Source organism: Mameliella sp. MMSF_3455 (assembly GCF_030733205.1).
In the GTDB taxonomy this organism is placed as follows: Bacteria; Pseudomonadota; Alphaproteobacteria; order Rhodobacterales; family Rhodobacteraceae; genus Antarctobacter.
The window spans coordinates 1-23,629 of the sequence record NZ_JASHJL010000008.1 but is presented as its reverse complement, the minus strand read 5'-3'; the positions used below and the strand labels follow the sequence as shown (position 1 = coordinate 23,629).

20 protein-coding genes and 2 tRNA genes are annotated in these 23,629 nt (G+C 64.8%); 11 read left to right on the top strand and 11 right to left on the bottom strand.

The features are described from left to right. Window positions 1-28: 28 nt before the first annotated feature. Complete coding sequence (locus RBB42_RS07610) at window positions 29-580, bottom strand: prolyl hydroxylase family protein (protein ID WP_305969327.1); 552 nt, start codon at window positions 578-580, stop codon at window positions 29-31. 319 nt (window positions 581-899) lie between these two features. Between RBB42_RS07610 and RBB42_RS07605 the strand changes: the two genes are divergently transcribed. Beyond that, window positions 900-976 (top strand) — tRNA-Cys (locus tag RBB42_RS07605). Window positions 977-1,240: 264 nt separating this feature from the next. Here the strand turns inward: RBB42_RS07605 and RBB42_RS07600 are convergent. Genes RBB42_RS07600 through RBB42_RS07575 form a run of 6 tightly spaced genes read right to left on the bottom strand, consistent with a single transcriptional unit; the run spans window position 1,241 to window position 6,658 of the window. Beyond that, window positions 1,241-2,143: a 5-dehydro-4-deoxyglucarate dehydratase gene (locus RBB42_RS07600; RefSeq protein ID WP_371931729.1), complete on the bottom strand. Its 903-nt coding sequence runs from the start codon at window positions 2,141-2,143 to the stop codon at window positions 1,241-1,243. Between the two features lie 23 nt (window positions 2,144-2,166). Next, entirely contained in the window at window positions 2,167-2,973 is an 807-nt protein-coding gene (locus RBB42_RS07595; protein WP_305969325.1) for an NAD-dependent epimerase/dehydratase family protein, read from the bottom strand. Next, on the bottom strand, window positions 2,967-3,878 hold the full coding sequence (locus RBB42_RS07590) for an alpha/beta hydrolase family protein (protein ID WP_306043626.1): 912 nt from the start codon (window positions 3,876-3,878) through the stop codon (window positions 2,967-2,969). The genes RBB42_RS07595 and RBB42_RS07590 overlap by 7 nt, the downstream gene beginning before the upstream one ends. A gap of 1 nt (window position 3,879) precedes the next feature. Next, window positions 3,880-5,058 (bottom strand): mandelate racemase/muconate lactonizing enzyme family protein, encoded by a 1,179-nt coding sequence (locus RBB42_RS07585; RefSeq protein ID WP_305969323.1) that lies wholly within the window; start codon window positions 5,056-5,058, stop codon window positions 3,880-3,882. 4 nt (window positions 5,059-5,062) lie between these two features. After that, on the bottom strand, window positions 5,063-5,944 hold the full coding sequence (locus RBB42_RS07580; protein WP_305969322.1) for an SMP-30/gluconolactonase/LRE family protein: 882 nt from the start codon (window positions 5,942-5,944) through the stop codon (window positions 5,063-5,065). Beyond that, window positions 5,945-6,658 (bottom strand): FadR/GntR family transcriptional regulator, encoded by a 714-nt coding sequence (locus RBB42_RS07575; protein ID WP_305969321.1) that lies wholly within the window; start codon window positions 6,656-6,658, stop codon window positions 5,945-5,947. A 125-nt stretch (window positions 6,659-6,783) separates the two neighbouring features. Here RBB42_RS07575 and RBB42_RS07570 point away from each other — a divergent pair, with 125 nt between their 5' ends. The 9 genes from RBB42_RS07570 (at window position 6,784) to RBB42_RS07530 (ending at window position 19,692) form a co-directional block, all read left to right on the top strand. Beyond that, window positions 6,784-8,706 (top strand): ABC transporter substrate-binding protein, encoded by a 1,923-nt coding sequence (locus RBB42_RS07570; protein WP_305969320.1) that lies wholly within the window; start codon window positions 6,784-6,786, stop codon window positions 8,704-8,706. Window positions 8,707-8,794: 88 nt separating this feature from the next. Continuing rightward, window positions 8,795-9,781 (top strand): ABC transporter permease, encoded by a 987-nt coding sequence (locus RBB42_RS07565; RefSeq protein WP_305969319.1) that lies wholly within the window; start codon window positions 8,795-8,797, stop codon window positions 9,779-9,781. Further along, the gene (locus RBB42_RS07560; RefSeq protein WP_305969318.1) at window positions 9,774-10,973 is read left to right on the top strand and encodes an ABC transporter permease; all 1,200 of its coding nucleotides are present in this window, start codon (window positions 9,774-9,776) and stop codon (window positions 10,971-10,973) included. The genes RBB42_RS07565 and RBB42_RS07560 overlap by 8 nt, the downstream gene beginning before the upstream one ends. Continuing rightward, window positions 10,963-12,651: an ABC transporter ATP-binding protein gene (locus tag RBB42_RS07555; RefSeq protein ID WP_305969317.1), complete on the top strand. Its 1,689-nt coding sequence runs from the start codon at window positions 10,963-10,965 to the stop codon at window positions 12,649-12,651. Before RBB42_RS07560 ends, RBB42_RS07555 begins: the two co-directional genes overlap by 11 nt. Further along, on the top strand, window positions 12,648-13,517 hold the full coding sequence (locus RBB42_RS07550) for an alpha/beta hydrolase (RefSeq protein ID WP_305969316.1): 870 nt from the start codon (window positions 12,648-12,650) through the stop codon (window positions 13,515-13,517). The genes RBB42_RS07555 and RBB42_RS07550 overlap by 4 nt, the downstream gene beginning before the upstream one ends. Then, the gene (locus RBB42_RS07545; RefSeq protein ID WP_305969315.1) at window positions 13,514-14,668 is read left to right on the top strand and encodes an enolase C-terminal domain-like protein; all 1,155 of its coding nucleotides are present in this window, start codon (window positions 13,514-13,516) and stop codon (window positions 14,666-14,668) included. The genes RBB42_RS07550 and RBB42_RS07545 overlap by 4 nt, the downstream gene beginning before the upstream one ends. Beyond that, window positions 14,661-15,905 (top strand): enolase C-terminal domain-like protein, encoded by a 1,245-nt coding sequence (locus RBB42_RS07540; RefSeq protein WP_305969314.1) that lies wholly within the window; start codon window positions 14,661-14,663, stop codon window positions 15,903-15,905. The genes RBB42_RS07545 and RBB42_RS07540 overlap by 8 nt, the downstream gene beginning before the upstream one ends. A 105-nt stretch (window positions 15,906-16,010) precedes the next feature. Continuing rightward, entirely contained in the window at window positions 16,011-19,055 is a 3,045-nt protein-coding gene (locus RBB42_RS07535) for a hypothetical protein (protein WP_305969313.1), read from the top strand. A 118-nt stretch (window positions 19,056-19,173) separates the two neighbouring features. Next, on the top strand, window positions 19,174-19,692 hold the full coding sequence (locus tag RBB42_RS07530) for a rhomboid family intramembrane serine protease (protein ID WP_305969312.1): 519 nt from the start codon (window positions 19,174-19,176) through the stop codon (window positions 19,690-19,692). A 29-nt stretch (window positions 19,693-19,721) separates the two neighbouring features. On the opposite strand, the gene RBB42_RS07525 is transcribed toward RBB42_RS07530, so the two are convergent. Beyond that, window positions 19,722-19,798 (bottom strand) — tRNA-Arg (locus RBB42_RS07525). A gap of 121 nt (window positions 19,799-19,919) precedes the next feature. On the opposite strand from RBB42_RS07525, the gene RBB42_RS07520 reads away from it, so the two are divergent. After that, the gene (locus RBB42_RS07520; RefSeq protein WP_305969311.1) at window positions 19,920-20,945 is read left to right on the top strand and encodes a LacI family DNA-binding transcriptional regulator; all 1,026 of its coding nucleotides are present in this window, start codon (window positions 19,920-19,922) and stop codon (window positions 20,943-20,945) included. Window positions 20,946-20,976: 31 nt separating this feature from the next. Here the strand turns inward: RBB42_RS07520 and RBB42_RS07515 are convergent, their stop codons facing one another. The 3 genes from RBB42_RS07515 to aroA all read right to left on the bottom strand — a co-directional run bounded on the left by RBB42_RS07515 (window position 20,977) and on the right by aroA (window position 23,424). Continuing rightward, window positions 20,977-21,591, bottom strand: a complete 615-nt coding sequence (locus RBB42_RS07515; protein ID WP_305969310.1) for a (d)CMP kinase — start codon at window positions 21,589-21,591, stop codon at window positions 20,977-20,979. Then, window positions 21,588-22,007 carry a GFA family protein gene (locus tag RBB42_RS07510; protein ID WP_305969309.1) on the bottom strand — a complete coding sequence of 140 codons (420 nt, stop codon included), beginning with the start codon at window positions 22,005-22,007 and terminating at the stop codon, window positions 21,588-21,590. Before RBB42_RS07510 ends, RBB42_RS07515 begins: the two co-directional genes overlap by 4 nt. A 73-nt stretch (window positions 22,008-22,080) precedes the next feature. Next, a complete protein-coding gene (gene aroA, locus RBB42_RS07505) occupies window positions 22,081-23,424 on the bottom strand; it encodes a 3-phosphoshikimate 1-carboxyvinyltransferase (protein WP_305969308.1) in 1,344 nt (447 codons plus the stop codon). Window positions 23,425-23,629: the final 205 nt, after the last annotated feature.

Below are 23,629 nucleotides of genomic sequence, written 5' to 3'. Positions count from 1 at the left end.
TAACGGCAGGCGGGCAAATGGCAAAGGGTCAGGTGAATTCCGGCCCGTGGACCCAGGTCGTCAGGGAATACCGCTGGCCCGACGTGACGGGTGTCACCCGGTGCAAGGTAAAGCTGGGGAACAGGATGGCGCTGCCGCGTGCCACAGCTGCCGTTTCCACATGGCCGTTGCCGTTCAACTCCAGCCGCCCGCCCTCGTAGGCGTCACTTTCGCTCAGCTGCGCGACAAGGGTCAGCTTGCGTTTCCGGGCGAAAGCCCCGGCACCGATATCCGAATGCCAGTCAAAGTGCCCGCCCGCGTCCGAGGCGTATAGCGCCACCTGAGCCCGCTCGGCGAACTCGGTCAGGGCAAAGCCGAAATGCGCGCGGTTCACGTCGCGCACGGCCTCCATCACACGGCGAAAGACCCAGGCGCCCTCGCCCTCTTCGTCCAGCCAGGTGATACGCGCGACGCGGATACTCTCGTTCTGGCGCCCACGCACCAGCCCGGCATTGCTGAACTCCTGCGCCTGTGTCAGGCGAATGATCTGGTCGCACTCGGTGTCGGAAAACAGCCGGTCGAGCGAATAGGGTGACAGCATGCAGATGCCCCAGTGGGAAGGATCCGTGCCGCATGACTCCAAAGCGCGACGGCCGCGAGCCTGTTCGCGACATGAGGGGCCGAAACCGTCACATTTCTTTGGCGCCCACGGTCCGGATTTCCGGACCGGCATATCGGAACAAATGCCTTGACCCATGTGTCATATCCGCTTATTCAATCCCGCATGACCACGCAAATGACATATCGCAGTTGTTGCTGACCTCCATTCGGTAGGTAAACTCGCAAGGTGCGGGGCACGACTGCTAATCGTTGCGTTCTTTCCCAAGAATTTGGTTCGAGACCAATGCCTACCGCCATTGGATGCAGTGGCTGAAATGGTTATGGCGCCGGATTGCAAATCCGGAACATGCGGGTTCGACTCCCGCCTGCATCTCCATGATTTTCAAAACAAAAATTCAGGAAGGCGAAGAACCCGACATCAATCACCGCCCCAACCCGGTGAACTGGTGAAGCGGACTCTGGCCTGATGTTTCGAACAGGCTGGCCCGTGGATCCTTTCGATTTCCGGAGGAGCCGGATACCGAAATGGAGACCTCGAATATCATGCGACCTCACATCACCATTCAGAAACACCACGAATAGAAAACGGCGACAGATTTCTCTGCCGCCGCCATCTAAATTCACGCAAAAGCGCCCGGAATTACCGCCGCTCACCGATCACGGCTTTCAGCATCTCGCGCTCTTCTCCGGTCAGGTCGGTCAGCGGCGACCGCACCGGACCAGTGTCGAACCCACGCAGGGCCACACCCGCCTTGATGGCGGACACTGCGTAGCCGGTCTTGCGGTCGCGGACCTTGGCAAAGGGATAGTAGAAGTCGCTCAGCATTTGCTCGCACTTGGCATCGTCGCCGGCCTGGAAAGCCGCGTGGAATTCCAGCGCGGTTTCAGGGACAAAGTTGAAAACGGCGGAGGAATAGGTATCCACTCCCGCACCGCGGAACGCCTGGGCAAAAAGCTCGTGCGTGGGCATCCCGCCGACATAGGCCAGGCGATCCCCCAGCCCGATGGTGATGCGCCGCACCGTGTCGATGTCGCCGGTGCCATCCTTGAAGCCGATCAGGTTTGGGCACTCCTCGGCCAGCCGCGCAAGCGTATCGGCAGAGACAACAGACTGACCGCGGTTGTAGACGATCACGCCCATCTTGGTGGCGTTGCAGACACTGCGGATATGCGCCTCGATCCCGTCCTGCGGGGCGCCGATCAGGTAGTGCGGCAACAGCAGGATACCGTCACCGCCCGCCGCCTCGATGCCCTGCGCCATCTCGCAGGCCATGCGCGTGCCATAGCCGCAACCGGCAATCACCGGCTGCCCGGGTTGGGCGGCGCGCGCGGTCTTGACCACCTCGACCACTTCGGCGGGGGTCAGGGAAAACAGTTCGCCAGTGCCCCCGGCCACGATCAGCCCCGCAATCTTGTGCGGGCTGAGCCATTCGAGATGGGCGGAAAAGGCACCAGGATTGAACCTGTCCTCGGCATCAAATGGCGTCACCGGAAAGGACAGCAGGCCGGAACGGATAATGTCGCGCAGAGCGATTGGGTCGATCATTTGGGGTGTTCCTCGTGGACTCAGTCTTCGTGGATGCCGTCGGCGCAGAACGCGCCACCTTGGTACAGCGCGTTGGCGTCATCGGCCGGCGGCGGGTCCATCTCGGCGTCGAGCTTGGCGCGGAACTGTTCCGCGTTGTCCTTGGGCTGCCAGCCCAGATAGGCCACCTCGCGGTTGTCCCACCACGAAGCGCCATTGGCCGAGGCGCCGTAGACGATGGGACAGCCCAGACGCGGCACCATGAAGATGCGTTCGATCAACTGCATGAAATCGTCAAAGCTCATCCAGGTGGACAACATTCGGTGGTTCTTGGGCTCCGGAAAGCACGACCCGATCCGCACGCTTGCGGTCTCGATCCCGTACTTGTCGTGGTACATGCTGGCCATCGCCTCGCCAAAGACCTTGGACACGCCATAAAGGCCATCGGGCCGGGGCGTGCTGTTGGCGTCCAGCCGCTCCGTTTGCTTGTAGAAGCCGATGGCGTGGTTCGAACTGGCAAAGATGATGCGCGGCTTGACCGAGGATTTGCGCGCACCTTCGTAGAGGTGAAAGACCCCGTCGATATTGGCGTTGCGCACGGTGTCCCAGTTGGCTTCGACCGACTGGCCGCCCATGTGGACGATGCCGTCGCAGCCATCGACCAGCGCCTCGACCGCGGCCTTGTCGCCCAGGTCGCAGGGCACCAGCTCTTCGTGCGGGGCGGCCTGCCCCATGTCCGCACCCGGCCGATCGGACAGGCGGATGGTTTCGGCAATGGGCTTCAGCCGCTCGCGGCAGACGACGCCCAGGTTGCCGGTGGCGCCGGTGATCAGCAGTTTCTTCAGCATGATGTCCTCTTGGTCAGTGCGCGGTCCAGGAAATCCAGGACCGCTTGGTGAATGGCCGGGGTTTCCTTGTGGCCGGTCGCTTGGTCGATCCAGGTCACCAGCCGATCGGTCTGCCCGGTGGCGTCATAGGCAAGGCGCAGGTCCAGCGTCGCCTGCGCCCCGGCGGGATCCGCGGTAAAGGGATCAACGCCCCCATGAGCCACGAATTGCGGACGCGGCGCAATCAGGCTGGCGACCTGCCCCATGTCCGCGTGGCGCAGCAGCCCCGGTACGATCAGGTAAAGCCCGTGACGATCGTGGACGCCGGTTTCGATCAACCCCTGGATGCCGGCCAGCATGCACAATTGCGCCACCGCCGCCACCCGGAACTCTAGCGCGCCCACCCACATGGCCAGCGCGCCCCCCATCGACATGCCTAGCGTGGCGATGCGATTGCCGTCGATCCGGTCATGGCCGGCCAGCCAGTCGAAGGCCGCCAGCTGGTCGCCGACCATCTGGCCGAACAGCGGTTGCCCCCGCCAGAATCCCGCCTTGGCCAGCGCGCTTTCGCCGCCTTCGGACTGGCGGTCGCCAAAGCCGGGCATGTCCATCGCCAGCACAACGTAGCCGGCGCCAAGAAGATCGGGGCCGTAGGGGGCCGCCAACCAGCGTGCGCCCTCGGCCACTTCGCGTCGGCCAAGAGCGTATTGCCCACCATGGGCGTGGCAATAGAGAACGGCGGGAAAGGGTCCCTCCCCCTCCGGCAGCCAGAGCGTCGCGGGTTTCCCGTCCAGCCGCAGCTCGACCCGCGATCCGGCATCCTTCCCCGCGGCCTTTTGCACCTCGGCCACGGGGGCGGGGCGCGGCTCGGGCAAGGCCAGCAGGTCGCGCAGCGTGGCACGCAGGGTTTCGGGATCGCCGTTCATCCTAGGTATAGGCCGTCGACCCGTCCGGGCGGATGGGCAGCTTGCGCTCCCAATGCACATAGCGGTCCGTTTTCAGGTAGTCCTCGTCGATCTCGACACCCCAGCCCGGCCGGTCCGGACGCAGTTCCAGGTAGCCGTCCACCGGCATGTAGGGATCCTGAACATAGCCCGCCGCCTCGTCGACCGGGGCAAGATCGCGCCCCAGAAAGGCCGATGTACCGGGCAGCCGGTATTCGAGGATCTTGAAGTTCGGACAGGCGGCGGCGAAATGCAGGTTCACAGCCGTCGCCAGCGGCCCCATCGGGTTGTGCGGCGCGACAGGGACATAGAATGCCTCGGCGATGGCGGCGATCTTGCGCATCTCCAACAGGCCGCCCACGGCGCAGATGTCGGGCTGGATGATATCCGCCCCGCCAGCCTGCAAAAGGCGCAGAAACTCGAACCGGGAATAGAGGCTTTCACCCGTGGCCAACGGCACCCGCAGCTGCGATTTCAGTGCGCCCCAGGCCTCGACATTCTCGGGCCGCATGGGCTCCTCGTAGAACAGCGGGTGGAAAGGTGCCAGCGCGTTGCCCAGCTCTGCCGCCTGCCAGGGCTCGAAGATGCGCGCATGTGCGTCAAAGGCGAACTCGAAATCGGGACAAAGCGTGCCTAGATCCGCCACCCAGTCCGTCGTGGCCCGGATCACCTTGCCCCAAGGCTCTGCATGGATGTCCGCACGGTAAGGCGACAACTTGAAGGCGGTAAATCCGTACGCCTCCTGCATGGCCGCACAATGGTCGCGAATTTCCTCAGCCTCGGGCGCAGAATAGACGCCAAGGTAGACGCGCACACGGTCACGCACATGCCCGCCCAGCATCATGTAGACGGGCAAGCCGGCGGCCTTGGCCGAAATGTCCCACACCGCGTGGTCGATGGCCGAGATCGCCGCCAGGCCCAGTGCGCCCGGGGGAAAGCGGCTGTGCTGATACAACTTCAGGATCAGGCGTTCGATCCGGCGCGGGTCTTCGCCCTCGATCTGTGTATAGAGATACTCCAGCAGCGGCGGCAGGGCGCGGTCGGGGCCGTGGTTGTAACACTCGCCCCAGCCGGTAATCCCCTCGTCCGTGTCGATGGCCACGATCACGCGCGGGCGGTTGCCATCGCGGGACATGAAACTGCGCAATCCGGTGATCTTCATCGGGTCATCCCTGGAAACGAGATTGCGGCAGCCCGGTGACGCCCACACCGGTGATTGCAAAGAGGCCGCCGGCCAAGGGCTGCGCGGGGTCGTCGGCCAGCCCGGCACCGATCGAAGTGACGAAAAGCGTGGCCAGGTCCGCGCCGCCGAACATCGGCTTGGTCGGCTTTTCCACCGGCATGTCGATGGTTGTCAGCACGTCGCCCTCCGGCGAAAGGCGATAAAGTTGCCAGCCGGAGACACCGGCCTGCCAGTAACAGCCTTCGGCGTCCACGGTGCCACCATCCGGTCGGCCCGGAACAGAGCGCGTGTCGAAGAACACCTCCGGGCCGCCTGGTATGCCGGTCGCGGTGTCGTAGTCGCAGGCCCAGATGGTGCGCACGCCCGGATTGCTGTCCGAGAAATACATCCGGCGCCCATCGGGCGAAAAGGCCAGCCCGTTGGTCGTAAAGATCCCGTCGCGCCAGGCCGTCACCGTCCCGTCCGGATCGAGCCGGTAGAAGGTGCCCAGCGCCTCGGGGTCGCCACCGTCTTTCATTGTTCCCGCCCAGAACCGTCCCTGCGCATCGGTCGCGCCATCATTGAACCGGTTGTTTGGCAAATGTGCTTCTGGATCGTGAATCGCCTCGCGCGCGCCGGTCTCCGGGTCGAAGAACCAGAAGCCGGACTTCGTCGCCAGCACCAGCCCGCCCTGTTCCCGCACCGCGAGGCACCCCACCGGCTCACCCCAGTCGATGGCACGGTTCTTGCCCGTGGCCGGGTCATAACGATAGATGACGCCCCCCGGGATATCGACCCACCAGAGGCACGGCGCCCGGTCGTCCCAGACCGCACCTTCGCCGACCCCTGCGCCAACCGGCGCTACGCATGTGATCTCAATCCCCATCTACTCCCCCTTGAAGACCCGGTTTTCCGAGCCGTCGATATGCGCGCCCATGGCGGCGCGGGCCGCTGCCGCATCCCCTGCCTCCAGCGCATCCACGATGACCTGGTGTTCACTGCTCATGTCGCGCTTGCCCTTTGCATATCCGCTCCGCCCCAGGGAGCGGACGAACTTGCCGATGAACAGCATATGCGGGCGTAGCATCTTAATGGTCTCAAGCAGGAATCGGTTGTCAGACAACTTGGCAATTTTGAAGTGAAACGCAAGGTCCGGCTCGACCGTTGCCGTACCCGCCTCAGCCAATCCCTGCATCTCGGCGATATAGCCACGCAGTTCGGCGACATCCGCCGCTCCGGCCCGCGCCGCCGCAAGCGCCGCCGTCTCGGTCTCGACAAAGCGACGAAACCGGAAATAGGCGGCGATGTCGTCGATACTGCCCAGCGGCTCATATCCTGCGCCCTCCTTGGGCGGACCAACGCTGACGAAAGATCCGGCCCCCCGCTTTGACACAATCAGCCCATCCTCGCGCAAACGGGCAAGCGCCGTGCGCACGACCGGGCGCGACACACCATAATCGCCCGCCAGCTCGTTTTCGCTGGGCAGGCGCTGACCCAGCGAAAAGGTCCCGTTCCGGATTGCGTCAAGCAGTTCGGAATAAACGCTTTCCTCAAGTCGCGTCCCGCCACGCGTCGACCTTGCCCCCTGCGTCTCAGCCATCCTCTTCTCCAGCAGCAGCGCCCTCAGAAGCCTTACAACATATAAAATTAGTTTGACAAGTTGTAAACTCAATGCAGAGTCGAGGCACTGAAAAAGCGCGATTCACGCGCTCAGGGAGGAGAGACATGACCCAACACTGGCGAATTGCATCGCTGGCCACTGCGGCCATCGGCGCCTTGCTCATGCCGCTGGCCGCCGCTGCATATACCGACGCGCCGATGCTGGCCGACAAGGTCGCCGCAGGCGACCTGCCCGAGGTGGACGCCCGCCTGCCCGACCAGCCCGAGGTGATCACGCCGCTGAACGAGATCGGCACATACGGTGGCAAAATCCGCCGGTTCCTGTCCGGCTCGAACGACCACAACTCGATCCTGCGCTTCGTGATGCCCCAAGGCCTGACGCGGTGGAAGCCCGACTTCTCCGGCGTTGTGCCCAACATCGCCGAAAGCTGGGAGGTCAACGAGGACAGTTCCGAATTCACCTTTCACCTCCGCGAGGGCATGAAATGGTCGGACGGTGAACCCTTTACCGCCGACGACATCATGTTCTTCGTCGATGACCTGCTGCAGAACAAGGAATTCTATCCCAACGCCCCGGCCCGTTTTGTCGTCGCCGGAGAGGTCATGACAGCGGAAAAGGTCGACGATTACACCGTCACCCTGAAATTCGCCGCGCCCTACGGCACCTTCCTGACAGAGCTAGCCACACCGCTGGCGCAGGAACCCGTGCTCTGGGCCAAGCATTACTGCCAGCAGTTCCACCCGAAATACAACGCCGACGTCCAGCAGATGGTCGATGCGACCGAGGCCGTCGAGGACTGGCCCAGCCTCTACCGCCTGAAATGCGGTGAGGTCGAGGCGCCGAACCGCTGGGCCAATGCGGAACGCCCGACGCTGGACCCCTGGGTCGTCACCGGCGACGGCTATACCGCCGGGTCCACCCAAGTCATCATGGAGCGCAACCCCTACTTCTGGCAGGTCGACACCGAGGGCAATCAGCTGCCCTACGTCGACCGGCTGCAATGGGGCGTGTCGCAGGACGCTCAGGCCATCCTGCTGGAAGCGATCGCCGGCAACGTCGACATGCAGGCCCGCCGGATCGCGACGCTGGCCAACCAACCGGTGCTGTACCAGAATCAGGACAAGGGCGGGTACAAGCTGTACCAGCGCACCGCAGCGGATTCCAATGACATGGCAATCCACTTCAACCACACGCACAAGGACCCCGAGATGCGGGCCTTCCTGACCAACAAGGACGTGCGGATCGCGCTATCGCTGGGCATCGACCGCGAAGAGATCATCGACATCGTCTACCAGGGCGTCGGTGAACCCTGGCAGATCGGCCCCCTGCCGCAGCACATCCTCTACAACGAGAAACTGGGCCGCCAGCACACCGACTATGACCCGGACCGGGCCAACAAACTGCTGGATGCCGCAGGCTATACCGAGCGCAACGACGACGGCATCCGCCTGTTCCCGTCCGGAGATCCGATCATTTTCAACGTCAACTATCCCGGCGTCGAGGTGCCGCACTGGGGGGACAGCCTTGAGATCATCAAGGACCAGTGGTCACAGATCGGCATCGGCCTGAACTCCAGCAGCGTGGAACGGTCGATCTACTACAACCGCGGCGAAGCCAACGAACATGACTTCATGGTCTGGGGCGCGCCCGGCGGGCTGGACCCGACGCTGAGCCCGCGCGACGTGCTGGCGATCCACCCGCAGGCCTCGTGGTTTGCAATCCCATGGGCGCGCTGGCACCTGTCGGGCGGCGCAGACGGGCAAGAGCCCAGCGAGTCCATGAAAAAGCGGTTCGAGCTGTATGATGACTTCAAGGCCGAGGCCGACCAGGACAAGGCGCTGGACATCTTCCGCGAGATCCACCGCATCGCGGCGGAAGAGTTCGAGATTATCGGCATCACCACCCGGCCCAGCGTCTACGGCGTCGTGAACGCCAAGCTGCGCAATGTGCCCGACGCCCTGCCAGGGTCATGGATGTACCCCGATCCGGGCCCGACCCTGCCGCAGACGTATTTCTACGCGGAGTGATCCGCCGCCGGGGTGCGCAGCCACTGCGCACCCCACCCACCCGACGCGGGCCGCGCGACCGTCGCGGGCCTGACGCAAGAGGTTCCCCATGATCTGGCGCTATATCCTCAAACGGGTCATCTGGATGATCCCGTTCATGTTCGCGGTCTCCGTCGTGGCCTTCCTGCTGATCCAGGCGCCGCCGGGAGACTACCTGACCACCTATATCGCCAAGCTGGGCGAGTCGAACGAGCTTCTGGACCAGGCCTCCATCGACAACCTGCGCGCGCGCTTCGGGCTCGATCAGCCGCTTTACGTCCAATATTTCAAGTGGGTGGCGAACCTGCTGCAGGGCGATTTCGGCATGTCCTTCGAATGGCGACAGCCGGTGTCCGACCTGGTGTGGGAACGCATGGGCCTGACGCTCTGCCTCAGCTTTGCGACGCTTCTGTTCACCTGGGCCGTGGCCTTTCCCATCGGCGTCTATTCCGCCGTGCACAAGTATTCCATCGGCGACTACATCGCCACGACCATCGGCTTCATCGGCCTGGCGACCCCGAACTTTCTGCTGGCGCTGATCCTGATGTATATCGGCGTGGTTCACTTCGGCACCGACGTGGGTGGATTGTTCAGCCCCGAATACCAGAACGCGCCGTGGTCCGCGGCCAAGGTCTGGAACCTGGTCGAACACCTCTGGCTGCCGGTCATCGTGCTTGGCACCTCGGCCACCGCCAGCCTGATCCGCATCATGCGCGCCAACCTGCTGGACGAGCTGAACAAACCCTATGTCGACACGGCGCGCGCCAAGGGCTTGTCGGAGTTTGCCCTCATCATGAAATACCCGGTCCGCGTCGCGCTGAACCCCTTCATCTCGACCATCGGCTGGGTGCTGCCCAACCTGGTGTCGGGCGCCGTGGTGACAGCCATCGTCCTGTCACTGCCAACCGCCGGGCCGCTGATGCTACAGGCGCTGCTATCCCAGGACATGTACCTGGCGGGCGCCTTTGTCCTGCTTCTGTCTTCGCTGACCGTGATCGGCATGCTGATCTCGGACATTCTCCTTGTCCTTCTCGACCCACGGGTGCGCTATGAGTGACTCGACCACGAACACCACGCCCGAAGACGATCCGCACAGCGCGGCGCTTCCGGCGGAAAGCCATGTGCACGACGCCCCGGCCATCGACCCGGACAAGGCACCCGACAAGGTTGCCATCGCCTCGCAATGGCAACTGACCTGGTGGGCCTTCAAACGGCACCGGCTGGCGGTCTTCGCGCTCTGGATCATCGGGCTCTTGTACCTTGTGTCGATCTTTGCCGAGTTCGTCGCCCCCGACGATCCGACGAAACAGAACCGGCGCGCGGTCTATCATCCGCCGCAGATGATCCACCTGATCGACCGCACGGACGACGGCATCCGCCTGCGCCCCTACGTCTGGAAGATGGACCGCCAGCGCGATCCCGCCTCGCTGGCCATCACCTACGTCAAGTCCGATGAAAAGATCTACCTGACGCTGTTCGGACGCGGCCCCGAGTACAAGTTCTGGGGTCTCTGGGACAGTGACCGCCACCTCTTTGCCACGCAGGATCCGCGTGAAAAGTTCTTTGTCTTCGGGGCTGACAGGCTGGGCCGCGACATGTTCAGCCGCATCCTGTACGGAACCCGGATTTCCATGTCGATCGGCCTGGTGGGTGTGGCGATCAGCCTTGTGCTGGGCATCACGCTTGGGGGGCTATCGGGCTATTACGGCGGCCGCGTCGACGCGGTGATACAGCGCATGATCGAGTTCGTGCTCAGCCTGCCGACGATCCCGATCTGGCTGGCGCTGGCGGCCTCGCTGCCACCGGACTGGCCGATCTACCAGCAGTATTTCGTCATCACCCTCATCGTCAGCCTTGTCGGCTGGACGGAACTGGGCCGGGTTGTGCGGGGGCGCTTCCTGGCGATGAAGAACGACGATTTCGTCATCGCGGCCCGGCTGGATGGCGCGTCGGAGGGGCGGATCATTTTCCGGCACATGCTGCCTTCGCTGTCGTCGCATATCATCGCCTCGCTGACGCTCGCGATCCCCCTGATGATCCTGGCGGAAACCGGGCTGTCCTTCCTGGGCCTGGGCCTGCAACCACCGGCAATTTCATGGGGCGTGCTGCTGAAAGAGGCGCAGAATATCATCTCGATCAGCCAGGCGCCCTGGCTCTTCATTCCGGGCGGCTTTGTCGTCGTCGCGGTCCTTGCCTTCAACTTTCTCGGGGACGGCATGCGTGATGCCGCGGATCCATATGGCCACTGACATGCACCCCATCCTGCAGATCCAGAACCTGAACCTGGGATTTTCCATGCGGCAGGGCGTCTTTGACGTGCTGCACGGGATCAGCTTTGACCTTCACCGGGGCAAGACCACCTGCGTCGTCGGAGAGTCCGGTTCGGGCAAGTCCGTCACCGCGCGAACGATCCTGAACATGGTCCCGCCACCGGGCAAGATCAACGGGGGGCGCATCCTGTTCAATCCCGACGGGACAGAGATCGACCTGACCGCGCTGGACCCGCGCGGCCCCGCGATCCGCCAGATCCGCGGCGGACGCATCGCGATGATCTTTCAGGAACCGATGTCATCGCTCTCGCCGGTCCATACCATCGGCAGCCAGATCATCGAGGCCATCCGCCTGCACCGCGACGTGTCGAAGAAAGAGGCGCGCAACCTTGCCATCGAGGTTCTGAAACAGGTCGAGATCCCCAACCCGGACAAGGCGGTGGACCGCTACGCCTTTGAATTCTCGGGCGGGATGCGACAGCGGGCGATGATCGCCATGGCGCTGTCCTGCCGCCCCGACGTGCTGATCGCGGATGAACCGACCACCGCGCTGGACGTGACCACCCAGGCCGAGATCCTCGACCTGATGAAGAACCTCCAGACCGAAATGGGCATGGCGATCATGTTCATCACTCATGACATGGGCGTGGTCGCCGAAATCGCCGATGAGGTCTTGGTCATGGAAAAGGGCCACGTCGTCGAACAGGGCAACATCCACCAGATCTTTGACGCGCCGCAGCACCCTTATACCCGCAAGCTGTTGGGCGCGGTGCGCCGTCTAGAAGAGCCGGCAGCGGCCAAGGTGCGGCCAGCGCAGGACGCGGGCAACATCCTGCGGGTCGAGAACCTGCAACTGCGGTTCGAAAAGAAGGAGGGCTTCTTTCAGCGTGTGACCGACGTGACCCGCGCCGTGGACGGCGTCAGTTTCGACCTCAAACAGGGCGAGGCGCTGGGGATCGTGGGCGAAAGCGGGTCGGGCAAGACCACCGTGGGCCGCTGCATCGCTCGCGTCTACGACCCCAACGCCGGTGTGATCGACTACAACGGTCAGGACCTGATGACCGCAAACAAGGAGGCACTGCGCGACACGCGCAAGCAGGTCCGCATGATCTTTCAGGACCCTTTCGCCTCGCTGAACCCGCGCATGACCGTCAAGCAGATCATCGCGGAGCCACTGGTCGTGAACGGCATCGCCAAGGGGCAGGAGCTGGAGGATCGGGTGGCAAAACTGCTGACCGAGGTCGGGCTGGACCCGGGCATGATGGAACGCTACCCGCATGCCTTTTCCGGCGGTCAGCGACAGCGTATCGTCGTCGCCCGCGCCATCGCGCTGGAACCCCGGCTCGTGATCGCGGACGAGCCGACAAGCGCGCTCGACGTGTCGATCCGCACGCAGGTTCTGGACCTTCTGATGAAACTCCAGGCCGAGATGGGGCTGTCCTTCATCTTCATCAGTCACGACATGGCCGTGATCCGCTATTTCTGCGACCGGGTGGCCGTCATGTACCGCGGCAAGATCGCCGAGATCGGCGAGACCGAGGAAATCATCACCAATCCGCAGCACCCCTATACCAAGGCACTGCTGTCCTCCGTCCCGATCCCCGACCCGAAACTCCGCGGCACCCGCCAGCGCCACAGATACCTGGCCGAAGCATGACAAGGCAGGACCAGCTGGCCCCCGGCATGGCCGAGGCCATCCGCACGCACGAAAGCCTGTCCGACGCCGAGGCCGCGACCTTCTGGGCCGAGGGGGCGGACTGGGTGCCGACCGAAGACACGGACTATACCGGTGCGGCCGGCCAGCCACAGGCGGCCCGCGTCTACCACGGCGCGGCCAAGGGTCCGGTGGCGCTATACATTCACGGCGGCGGCTGGACCGGCGGTTCCATCGCGCTCAACGAGCGTGCCTGCCAGATCATGGCACGAGACAGCGGCTGTACGGTGGTCTCGATCTCCTACCGGCTGGCGCCCGAACACCCCTTCCCGGCCGGGCTACAGGATTGCCGCGCGGCGATCGACCAGTTCTGCGCGCGCTTCGCGGGTCGGCCCTTTGTCCTGTCAGGCGCTTCCGCCGGGGGCAACCTGGCGCTTGCCTTGGCCTTTGACAGACCAGTTCAGGGCCTTCTCCTGTATTACGGTGTCTTCGGCGACGATTTCGAAACGTCCAGCTATCGCCACTATGCCGAGGGATACGGCCTGACACGCGCCCGGATGCAGGAACTGTTCACGCTCTACGACCCGCAGGGGCACCATGCCCACGACCTGCGCCTGTGCCCGCTCAAGGCAACGGACGGCCAGTTCCGTCGCCTGCCGCCCACATGCCTGATCGCCGCCGGGCTCGACGTTCTGCGCGACGACACAACGGCACTGGCCGACAGGCTGAGGCGCCTCGACATCCCCCACAGCCTGCACGTCGAACCCGGCGTGACACATGGCTTCATCAACCGCGGGCGCCTTGTCCCCGCCGCCGACGCCTGCCTGACGCGGGCCGCACGCTTTCTTGCCGATCCGGAGCAGCCATGAAAATCGAGACGATCACCGCCAAGACCTTCCGCCACAAGACACGCATGGTGCGCGACAGTGACGGTCACGGCCACCCCGGACCCGAAAGCGACACGACCTCGGGACTGCTGACGATCACCACCGATGACGGTCACCAGGGCCAGATCGTCACCCGCCCGCAGGACATGGCCGAACCGCTTCTGGACCGTTTCGTGCGACCCAACCTGATCGGGCAGGACCCGCTGTGCACTGAACAGCTCTGGTACAAGGTCTACAAGTGGCAGCGGCTTGGCGGCGGGCTGTTGACCGATCGCGTGCTGGCGGCGGTTGACCTCGCTCTGTGGGATCTCAAGGGCAAGGCCGCCGGCCAGCCGGTCTGGAAACTGCTGGGTGGAGCGCGGCCCAGCATCCTCGCCTATGGCTCGACCATGTGCGGCGACGACCTCGAAAACGGGCTGGCAACGCCCGAGGACTACGCCCGCTTCGCCGACTGGATGGTGAACACACGCGGTTACAAGGCGGTCAAGCTGCACGGCTGGATGCCGCCCATGCCCGGCGCGCCGGACCCGAAAAAGGACTACCAGGCCTGCGCCGCCGTACGAGAGGCGGTCGGTCCGGACGTGCCCCTGATGCTGGACCCGCATCATTTCTACACCCGGACAGAGGTACTCTGGCTGGCCAACAAGCTGGCCGAGCTTGATTTCCGCTGGATGGAAGAGCCGATGGAAGAGGCCTCCATGTCCTCCTACAAGTGGCTGACGCAGAACACGCCCCTGAACATTCTCGGCCCCGAGACCATGACCGGCAAGCACTGGACCCGCGCCGAATGGGTCAAGCACGACGCCTGCGACATCGTCCGCGCCGGGGTCTGGGACGTGGGCGGGATCAGCCCGGCGATGAAGATCGCCAACATGGCCGAGTGTTTCCACATGTCGACCGAAATACACGGCACCGGCGCCGGGAACCTGTCGGTCGCGCTGGCGATCCACAATACGAGCTTCTACGAACGCGGCCTTTTGCACCCCTTCATCGACTATGACGCGCCCAAGGAATATCAGAACCGCATCGACGACGAGATGGACGCCGAAGGCTATGTCCACGGGCGCGATGATCCGGGTCTGGGGCAGGATCTGAACATGGATTACATCGAGGGGAATCTGGTGAATGTCTGACACCCGCATCGCCGATTTGCGCGTCACCCCCATCGCCTTTGCCGACCCGCCGCTGCTGAACAACGCGGGCTGTCACCAGCCCGTCGCCCTGCGCTCGATCATCGAGCTCGAGACCGAGGGCGGCGTGATCGGCCTGGGCGAAAGCTATGGCACCCGTGGCGTGCTGGACGGGCTGGCGGCCCTGGCTCCCTTGCTGCCCGGGCTGGACGTGACCGACCTGAACGGCCTCTGGGCGCGCGCCCGGCAGGCCGTGTCGGGCGGACAAGAGGGCTATTCCGGCGATGACCGGCTTTTGCCGCGCGTCGTCGGCGCGGTAGAGGTCGCCATGTGGGACGCGCTGGGTAAGTCCACCGGGCACCGGGTTTGCGACCTCCTGGGCGGACAGGTGCGGGACGATGTGCCCTTTTCGGCCTATCTCTTCTACAAGTTCGCCGGGCATTCCGGTGCCGCCCCCGATGATTGGGGCGAGGTCCTGACCCCCGAACAGCTCGTGGGCGAGGCGCGGCGCTTCAAGGAGTTGCATGGTTTCGACGCCATCAAGCTCAAGGCGGGCATCCTGCCGCCCGAGGAGGAAATTGAAGGCTTGCGCGCCCTGCGCGCGGCCTTCCCCGACGCGCCGCTCCGGATAGATCCAAACGGCGGCTGGACGGTCGAGACCACTCTGCGCCTCTTGCCCCAACTCGAGGGGCTGATCGAGTACCTGGAGGATCCAACCGTGGGACTCGAGGGCAACGCCCGCGTACAGGCGGCGACGGATATTCCTTTGGCGACCAACATGTATGTCGTCCACCCCAGCCACCTGCCCGCCAACATGGCGCAGGATGCCTTTCGCGTGATCCTCAGCGACCATCACTACTGGGGCGGGCTGCACGCCAGCCGCGAGCTGGCAAGGATCTGTCAGATCTGGGGGCTGGGCCTGTCGATGCATTCGAACTCGCACCTCGGGATCAGCCTCGCCGCTATGACCCACCTGGCCGCCGCCACACCCAACCTGACCTATGATTGCGACACTCATTCGCCCTGGCAGACCGACGAGGTGATCGAGGGCGGCAAGCTGGCCTTCCGCCACGGGCGGCTGCCTGTCCCCGATGGCCCCGGCCTTGGCGTGACGCTGGATCGTACCGCTTTGGCACGCCTTCACCGGAACTACCTCGATGCCGGGATCACAGATCGCGACGACGCCACCGAGATGCGCAAGCACTGGCCGGATTGGCAATTCGGTCGGCCAAAGTTCTGAGCCCGGGCGGGCCGAAACCCGCCAATCACATTTTTTTCATTCTGCCGGTTTCACCGAATCGCCTTTTAGGCGACTCTCGGGATTGATTTTCAATCGGAGTTGGCCATGAAGCGTCCTGGAATTTTCGCTTTGGTTTTGTGCCTGTGCCAGGTTCTGGCCCCCCTGACCGCCGCCCAGCAGGCGGCCGATCCGGCATATGACCCGGGCGCGAGTGCCAGACCCGCGGACCTGCCCCTGCCCGGCAGCCTGCCGCTGATCGACTACGAAAAGATCCTCTTTCCCTGGATCGCCCGGCGCGAATACACCGGGCTGAACTGGAAACGCGACAAACGCTGGCGCGACACCGGGCCGTTCGTCTTCAACATGAGCTTTGGCATCCATCCCGCCGTGCGCATGTACTACTCGCCGGAAATCATCACCTGGCTGGAAGGCGGACGCACAGGCGCCATTCCCGACGGGGCGATCGTCATCAAGGAAATGGTGACCCCACCCGCTGCCCGCTACAACGAACAGCGCGCCGCGCTGGTCGCGCAATACCCGGACGATCCCGCCAGGGTCGACGAGGAACTGACCGACTACGCCTATGACACCGGCGGGCTGAACTGGACCGTCATGGTCAAGGACAGTTCCCTCTCGCACGGCGGCTGGTTCTTCGCCTCGGTCTATTTTGCCGACAAGGACGACATGGCCGCGCGCAAACCGGTCATCGACAGCTTTGAGCCGCCCTACAGCCCGCCCCTGGGCGCAGGCGGCGACGGGATGTGCATGCGCTGCCACGCCTCCGCCGCAGAGGAGCTGATCTTTTCCGCGCTTGAAAACGTCGAGGGCTATCCCGACGACCCGCTGATCTTTCGCGTCGACGAAAGCTGGCGCGACCTGCCCAAGCCGCAGAAACCAGCCTTTGGCGCCGACCTGTCCGAAATGATCACCTCGTATCTCAGCGACGCCCATGATCCCGGCGCGATGCGCGCCGCGCATGTGGCGGCGGCCAAGGCCTCGCCGGTCGAGGTCAACCCGGCCTTCACCGCCATGTTCCCGCCCAGGGACGGGATCGACATCCCGCGGGCACAGCTGCAAACCCTGCCCAGCGAATGGCTGGACCACGTCCCCGCCCGCCCGAACGACACCCAGCACTTCCTGACCTCCGACAATTGCGTCGGCTGCCACGGCGGCCTTGGCGGCGCGCCTTCGGGCGTGACCATGTTCATCAAGACCGGGTCCGAGTACGGCAAGGGTTACAACATCTCGGAATACGGCGAATGGCGTTGGTCGCCGATGGGCCTCGCCGGGCGCGATCCGATCTTCTACGCGCAGCTGGAATCCGAATTCGCCCTGCTGAAAGAAGCCGGCGCCGGCGAGCTGTCGGATAACCTTGGCACCACCTGCCTGTCCTGCCACGGCGCGATGGGGCAACGGCAGCTGGAGATCGACGCCCATGACAACCCGGACCTGGGGCTGGATGGCAATATCTTCAAACCCGACTACGCGCTGCTCCACACGCCGCTGACGACCGAGCAAAAGGACAAGCAGATCGCCGACGGCACCTATGACTACCACGTCTACGGCAACCTCGCGCGCGAAGGCATTTCCTGTTCGGTCTGCCACCACATCGCGCCCCCCGAACGGGCCGAAGGGCAGCCGGACTACAACCCACTGGACACCTACCTGATGAACGGCACCACCGGCGTCTTTCGCATGACCCCGGCGGACAGGCTGATCGGCCCCTTTGCCGATGTCCGCCAGAAGCCGATGGAAAACGCGATGGGCATCACCCCGGTGCATGACGACTACATCAAGGACAGCGAGATGTGCGGCGCCTGCCACACCATCAACCTGCCCAACGTGGACGCCCCCACCGATGCCCCCCTGCCCGGGTTCACCGCCGCCGAACAAGCGGTTCTGAACAAGGCCGCACAGAACGCCGTCAGCTTTCTGTCCGATCAATACGGCGCCACCTACCGCGAACCGCTGGTCAAGTTCCAGCACTCGGTCGAACAGGCCACTTTCCTCGAATGGAAGAACAGCCAATACGCCGACGCGGGCACTGCCCGGTCCTGTCAGGATTGCCACATGAAGGCGAATTTCGAAACGCTGGACGGCAAGATCAAGATCGACAGCCTGACCACGCAGATCGCCTCGATCCAGGACACGAACCTGCCCGACGTGCCCCATGCCCTGCCCCAGGACGAGATAGAGGTGCCCTTCCGCGACAATTACAAGCGGCACAATTTCGTGGGGCTGAATGCCTTCATGGTCGCCATGCTGTCGCAGTTCGACGAGGAAATGGGTCTGGGCCCCAAGGACCCGATGACCTACGCCACGAACGGCGCCCAGCTTTCGATGGACACGATGGCCCTGCAGGCCCGCGACGAGACGGCCGATGTGAAGATCGAGAGCCTGACCGGCGCAGACGGCACCCTGACGGCCCTCGTGACCGTCGACAACAAGACCGGCCACCGCCTGCCCTCGGGCGTCGGGTTCCGCCGCGCCTTCCTGGAGGTCCGCGTGACCGATGCGACGGGCAGGCAGATCTGGTGTTCGGGCTGTTCCAACGGCGCGGGCGTCATCATGGGCCCGGACGGAGAGCCGCTGAAGACGGAGTTCCTCGACTTCATCCCCGAAGGCGCGACGGAGGCCCTGTATCAGCCGCATCACGACCTGATTGACGACCAGACCCAGGTGCAGATCTATGAAGAGCTGACCCAGAACGCGAACAAGCAGTTCACCACCAGCTTTGTCCACCGCGTCTACCACCCCAAGGACAACCGGCTGCTGCCCTGGGGCGCCGCGAAACCGGGGACCGAGGCCTTTGAGAAAAGATTCGGTGCGTCGGAGGTGACCGCCGCCTTCATGAAGGCCACGATGCCCGAGGGCCGCGCTGAACACGACGCCGGGGTGATGGCGGGCAAGGATGAGCTGACCTACAAGATCACCCTGCCCGATGGCGTCGATCCCCAGAGCGTGACCGTGCACGCCACGCTCTATTCGCAGGCCATTCCGCCCTACTACCTCAAGCAGCGTTTCGAGACCGCCCCGGACGGACCGGCGACGCAACGTCTGTATTACCTTGCCAGCCGGCTCAAGACCGAGGGCACGCTGATCGAGAACTGGAAGCTGAAGATCCAGGGCGACACCGCGCAACTGCCATGACACCCGCTGTTCCGCTCCGCCTGGCGTTGCGGCATGATAAGACAGTCCCGGCCAGGGTACTGGCCGGGGCGGCGGTCATGGATGGATTGGCAGATTGAATTTCAAGAGTTTCGGGTGGGTGGCCGCCCTTCTGGCGGCGATCTGGGTTGTGGAGGCGGTCAACCTCCTGACGGGCAACGCGGTGAACGGCTGGCTGGGCCTCAGACCACGGTCGCTGGGCGGGCTGGACGGAATCGTCTTCATGCCGGTCCTGCACGGTTCCGTCGCCCATGCCGCGGCCAATACCGCGCCGCTGGCGGTGCTGGGCGCGCTGCTGGTCATCACCGCGCGCTCGGTGGCGCTCATGGCCTCGCTGCTGATCGTGATCCTCGGCGGCCTCGGCGTCTGGGTCTTCGGCAGTTCCGCGATCCATGTCGGCGCCTCGGGGCTGATCTTTGGCTGGTTCGGTTTCCTGGTGGCGCGCGGACTTGTCGAAAGACGCCTTGTCCCTGTGCTGGTGGCTGTCGGCGTGGCCGTGGTCTACGGCACGATGATCTGGGGCGTTCTGCCAGGCCAACCCGGCGTCAGCTGGGAATCCCATTTCTTCGGCGCGCTGGCAGGCATCGCCACGGCCAGGGCCCTGCGCGGGGCGGCCTGATCCGCCAACCGGCACAACTGAACGCAAAATGGCGACCCCGGCAGGATTCGAACCTGCAACCTGCCCCTTAGGAGGGGGCTGCTCTATCCAGTTGAGCCACGGGGCCGTCTGCGCCTCCTTACCCTGCCGCGCGGCGCTTGTCATCCCGGATGGTTGCAGAGCATACCGCTCTTGCGCAGCGCCCTGATTGCGATAACGTACCCCCATCTCACGAAAAGGACTTGCCCTTGGCCGCCGACGACTCCCGCCCGCTTACCCTTCGCGATGTCTCCGAGGCATCCGGCGTCTCGGAAATGACCGTCAGCCGCGTGTTGCGCAACCGCGGGGACGTCAGCCAGGCGACCCGTGAGAAGGTGCTCGAGGCGGCCAAGACGCTGGGCTATGTGCCCAACAAGATCGCGGGCGCGCTGGCCAGCCAGCGGGTGAACCTGGTCGCGGTCATCATCCCCAGCTTGCGCAACATGGTCTTCCCCGAGGTCCTGTCGGGCATCTCCAGCGTGTTGGAAGAGACAGAGTTGCAGCCCGTCGTCGGTGTCACCGACTACCTGCCCGAAAAGGAAGAGCGCGTCCTTTACGAGATGCTGTCGTGGCGGCCGTCGGGTGTGATCGTGGCGGGCCTCGAACACACCGAGGCCGCGCGCGCCATGCTCAAGGCCAGCGGCATCCCGGTGGTCGAGATCATGGACACCGACGGCAAACCGATCGATTGCGCGGTGGGCATCAGCCACCGCAGGGCGGGCCGCGAAATGGCCCGCGCGATCCTGAAACAGGGCTATCACAACATCGGCTTCATGGGCACCAAGATGCCGCTGGACCACCGGGCGCGAAAGCGCTTCGAGGGCTTCACCGAGGCGCTCGCCAAGGAAGGCGTCGAGGTCATCGACCAGGAATTCTATTCCGGCGGATCCGCACTGGCCAAGGGCCGCGAGATGACCAAGGCCATGCTGGAACGGGAGCCGGAACTCGATTTCCTCTATTATTCCAACGACATGATCGCGGCGGGCGGGCTGTTGCACCTGCTGGACGCAGGCATCGACATCCCCGGCCAGATCGGGCTTGCCGGGTTCAACGGGGTCGAATTGCTGGACGGTCTCCCGCGCAGGCTGGCGACGATGGATGCCTGCCGGGCGGAAATCGGTCGCAAGGCGGCGCAGATCATCTCGGGCCGTGTCGACAACCCCGAGGCCGAGTTTGAGCCGATCATCGAACTGGCGCCCAAGCTGGACTACGGCGACACGCTGAAACGGCGCTGATCACAGGGCACGCCCGCGGGGGCGTCGCCCCCTATCCCGCCGCGCCGGCGCGTTCCACGATGGCAATGGCCTCGGCCACCGCATCCGCGATGTCCATTTTCGATGTGTCCAGCGTGACCGCATCCTCGGCCGGTTTCAGCGGCGCGTCGGCCCGGTTCATGTCGCGCTGATCGCGCGCAAGCACATCCGCCAGCACCTCGTCCTGCGTGATCTCGTGCCCCGAGGCCGCCAGCTCGCGCCAGCGCCGCTCGGCCCGCACCTCGGCACCCGCGATCACGAACAGCTTGGCCTCCGCCTCGGGACAGATCACCGTACCGATGTCGCGACCGTCCAGCACGGCGCCCCCGGACCGCCGGGCAAAGGCGCGCTGCACGTCGACCAGCGCCGCGCGCACCTCGGGCAGCGCCGCCACCTTCGAGGCCGCCTGCGCCACCTCCGGCCCGCGCAGATCCTCGGCATCCAGCCCGGTCACGTCCAGCCCCTGCGCCGCCTCCAGCGGCGGCACGCCCAGCAGCATCTGCCGTCCGACCGCCCGGTACAGCAACCCGGTATCCAGATGCGCAAAGCCGAAATGCGCCGCAAGCCGGCGCGCGATGGTGCCCTTGCCGCTGGCGGCGGGGCCGTCGATGGCGATGGTAAAGCTCACGCGATCACCTGTGTCGTCATGTCGGGGTCAGCGCCATCGGCACAGGGCAGCCCGCCGCCGATGTCATAGTAATCGCCCTTGTCGGCGCAAAAGATATGCCCGGCCAGGCGCAGCCCGGTCGTCCCGTCCAGGGTCCCGGCAAAGATCGACAGATGCGTGCCCGGCCCGTCCCAGAACAGGTTGCTGCCGCAGGTCCCGCAGAACCCGCGCCGCGCCATGTCGGAGGATCCGTACCAGGTCACCTCGCCTTCGATGACCACGCTGTCACGCGGCGCAGAGGTCGCCGCCACATGATGCCCCGAGGTCTTGCGGCACTGGCTGCAATGGCAGGCGATCACCGGGCGCAGCGCCCCGCTCACGCGGTAGGTCACCGCCTTGCAGAGGCAACCCCCCGTCACTCCCGCCGCAGCCTGCATCGCACACTCCCTCTCGATCCCTCCCGAGGCCTAGCAAGAGCGCGCCCCGGGGAAAAGCCCCAGCTGCCCCGCCTCAGTCGCGGGTGATCTCGGTCCCAAGGCTGCCCATCAGCGTCTCGAAGATCGGGAAACTGGTGGCGATCGGCCCACCGTCGTCCACGCTCATCGGCCTGGTCGAGGCAAAGCCCATGACGAGAAAGGACATGGCGATGCGATGGTCCAGGTGGCTTTCGACCGTCACGCCGCCCGCGACATTGCCATGCCCGCGACCCTCGACCGTCCACCAGTCCTCGCCTTCCTCGACGTGGACACCGGCGGCCCGCAGCCCGGTCGCCATCGCGTCGATCCGATCGCTTTCCTTGACACGCAGTTCCTTGACACCCGGCATATGCGTGCGCCCCTCGGCAAAGCTCGCCACCACCGACAGCACCGGGTACTCATCGATCATGCTGGCGGCGCGTTCGGCGGGCACCTCGATCCCCTTCAGATCGGGCGAGAAACGCGCCCGCAGGTCTGCCACGGGTTCGCCACCTTCTTCACGCATGTTCTCGAAGGTCAGATCCGCGCCCATCTCCTGCAAGGTAAAGAACAGCCCCGCCCGGGTCGGGTTCAGCCCGATATTGGGCACCAGCACGTCCGACCCTTCGGTGATGATCGCCGCGCAGACCGGGAAGGCCGCCGACGAGGGGTCGCGCGGCACGACGATGGTCTGCGGTTTCAACTCTGGCCGGCCCTGCAGGGTGATGACCCGGCATTCGTCCGTGACCTCGGTCGAGATCGTGGCGCCGAAACCCGCCAGCATCCGTTCCGAATGGTCGCGGGTCGCCTCGCGCTCGATCACCACGGTCTCGCCCGGTGCGTTGAGCCCGGCCAGCAGCACCGCCGATTTCACCTGCGCCGAGGGCACCGGCACCTCGTAGCGCACCGGCAAGGGATCGGCGGCGCCGACGATGGTCATCGGCAACCGCCCGCCGGACCGGCCATAGGCCCGCGTCCCGAACAACGCCAGCGGATCGGTCACCCGCGCCATCGGGCGCTTGTTCAGGCTGGCGTCGCCGGTGAAGGTCGCCACGATGGGCGAGGTCGCCATCGCCCCCATGATCAGCCGCACCCCCGTCCCCGAGTTGCCGCAGTCGATCACGTTCCCCGGTTCGCCAAAGCCGCCGACGCCCACGCCATGCACATGCCATGTGTCGTCGATCTTCTCGACCTGCGCCCCAAAGGCCTGCATCGCCTTGGCGGTGTCCAGAACGTCCTGCCCTTCCAGCAAGCCGGTCACTTTCGTCTCGCCCACCGCCATCGCGCCCAGGATCAGCGAACGATGGGAAATAGACTTGTCGCCGGGCACATGCGCCTCGCCCGTCAGGGGGCCGGAGGCACGCGAAGTCATCGGGATCGGGGCGCCGTGGGCGGACATGGGGCGGTCTCCTGCAAAATCGTCGCCGCCTGATAGCAAGCGGCACCCGCAAGGTCCATCACACTCGTGCAACGCCGCGCCCCTGTTTCTTCTCTCGGAAAATACTCCGGGGGTGAAGGCCGCAGGCCGAGGGGGCAGCGCCCCTTGTTCGGCCGTCATTTGCTTCCCCGCGCGTGCTGTTTCGCTGCGTGATCAGCATTTTACG

Bases quoted from the DNA above. Each gene is read 5' to 3' on its own strand.
- RBB42_RS07610 (WP_305969327.1), bottom strand. From the start codon at position 580: ATGCTGTCACCCTATTCGCTCGACCGGCTGTTTTCCGACACCGAGTGC.
- RBB42_RS07595 (WP_305969325.1), bottom strand. From the start codon at position 2,973: ATGCTGAAGAAACTGCTGATCACCGGCGCCACCGGCAACCTGGGCGTC.
- RBB42_RS07590 (WP_306043626.1), bottom strand. From the start codon at position 3,878: ATGAACGGCGATCCCGAAACCCTGCGTGCCACGCTGCGCGACCTGCTG.
- RBB42_RS07585 (WP_305969323.1), bottom strand. From the start codon at position 5,058: ATGAAGATCACCGGATTGCGCAGTTTCATGTCCCGCGATGGCAACCGC.
- RBB42_RS07580 (WP_305969322.1), bottom strand. From the start codon at position 5,944: ATGGGGATTGAGATCACATGCGTAGCGCCGGTTGGCGCAGGGGTCGGC.
- RBB42_RS07575 (WP_305969321.1), bottom strand. From the start codon at position 6,658: ATGGCTGAGACGCAGGGGGCAAGGTCGACGCGTGGCGGGACGCGACTT.
- RBB42_RS07570 (WP_305969320.1), top strand. From the start codon at position 6,784: ATGACCCAACACTGGCGAATTGCATCGCTGGCCACTGCGGCCATCGGC.
- RBB42_RS07565 (WP_305969319.1), top strand. From the start codon at position 8,795: ATGATCTGGCGCTATATCCTCAAACGGGTCATCTGGATGATCCCGTTC.
- RBB42_RS07560 (WP_305969318.1), top strand. From the start codon at position 9,774: ATGAGTGACTCGACCACGAACACCACGCCCGAAGACGATCCGCACAGC.
- RBB42_RS07555 (WP_305969317.1), top strand. From the start codon at position 10,963: ATGGCCACTGACATGCACCCCATCCTGCAGATCCAGAACCTGAACCTG.
- RBB42_RS07550 (WP_305969316.1), top strand. From the start codon at position 12,648: ATGACAAGGCAGGACCAGCTGGCCCCCGGCATGGCCGAGGCCATCCGC.
- RBB42_RS07545 (WP_305969315.1), top strand. From the start codon at position 13,514: ATGAAAATCGAGACGATCACCGCCAAGACCTTCCGCCACAAGACACGC.
- RBB42_RS07540 (WP_305969314.1), top strand. From the start codon at position 14,661: ATGTCTGACACCCGCATCGCCGATTTGCGCGTCACCCCCATCGCCTTT.
- RBB42_RS07535 (WP_305969313.1), top strand. From the start codon at position 16,011: ATGAAGCGTCCTGGAATTTTCGCTTTGGTTTTGTGCCTGTGCCAGGTT.
- RBB42_RS07510 (WP_305969309.1), bottom strand. From the start codon at position 22,007: ATGCAGGCTGCGGCGGGAGTGACGGGGGGTTGCCTCTGCAAGGCGGTG.
- aroA (WP_305969308.1), bottom strand. From the start codon at position 23,424: ATGTCCGCCCACGGCGCCCCGATCCCGATGACTTCGCGTGCCTCCGGC.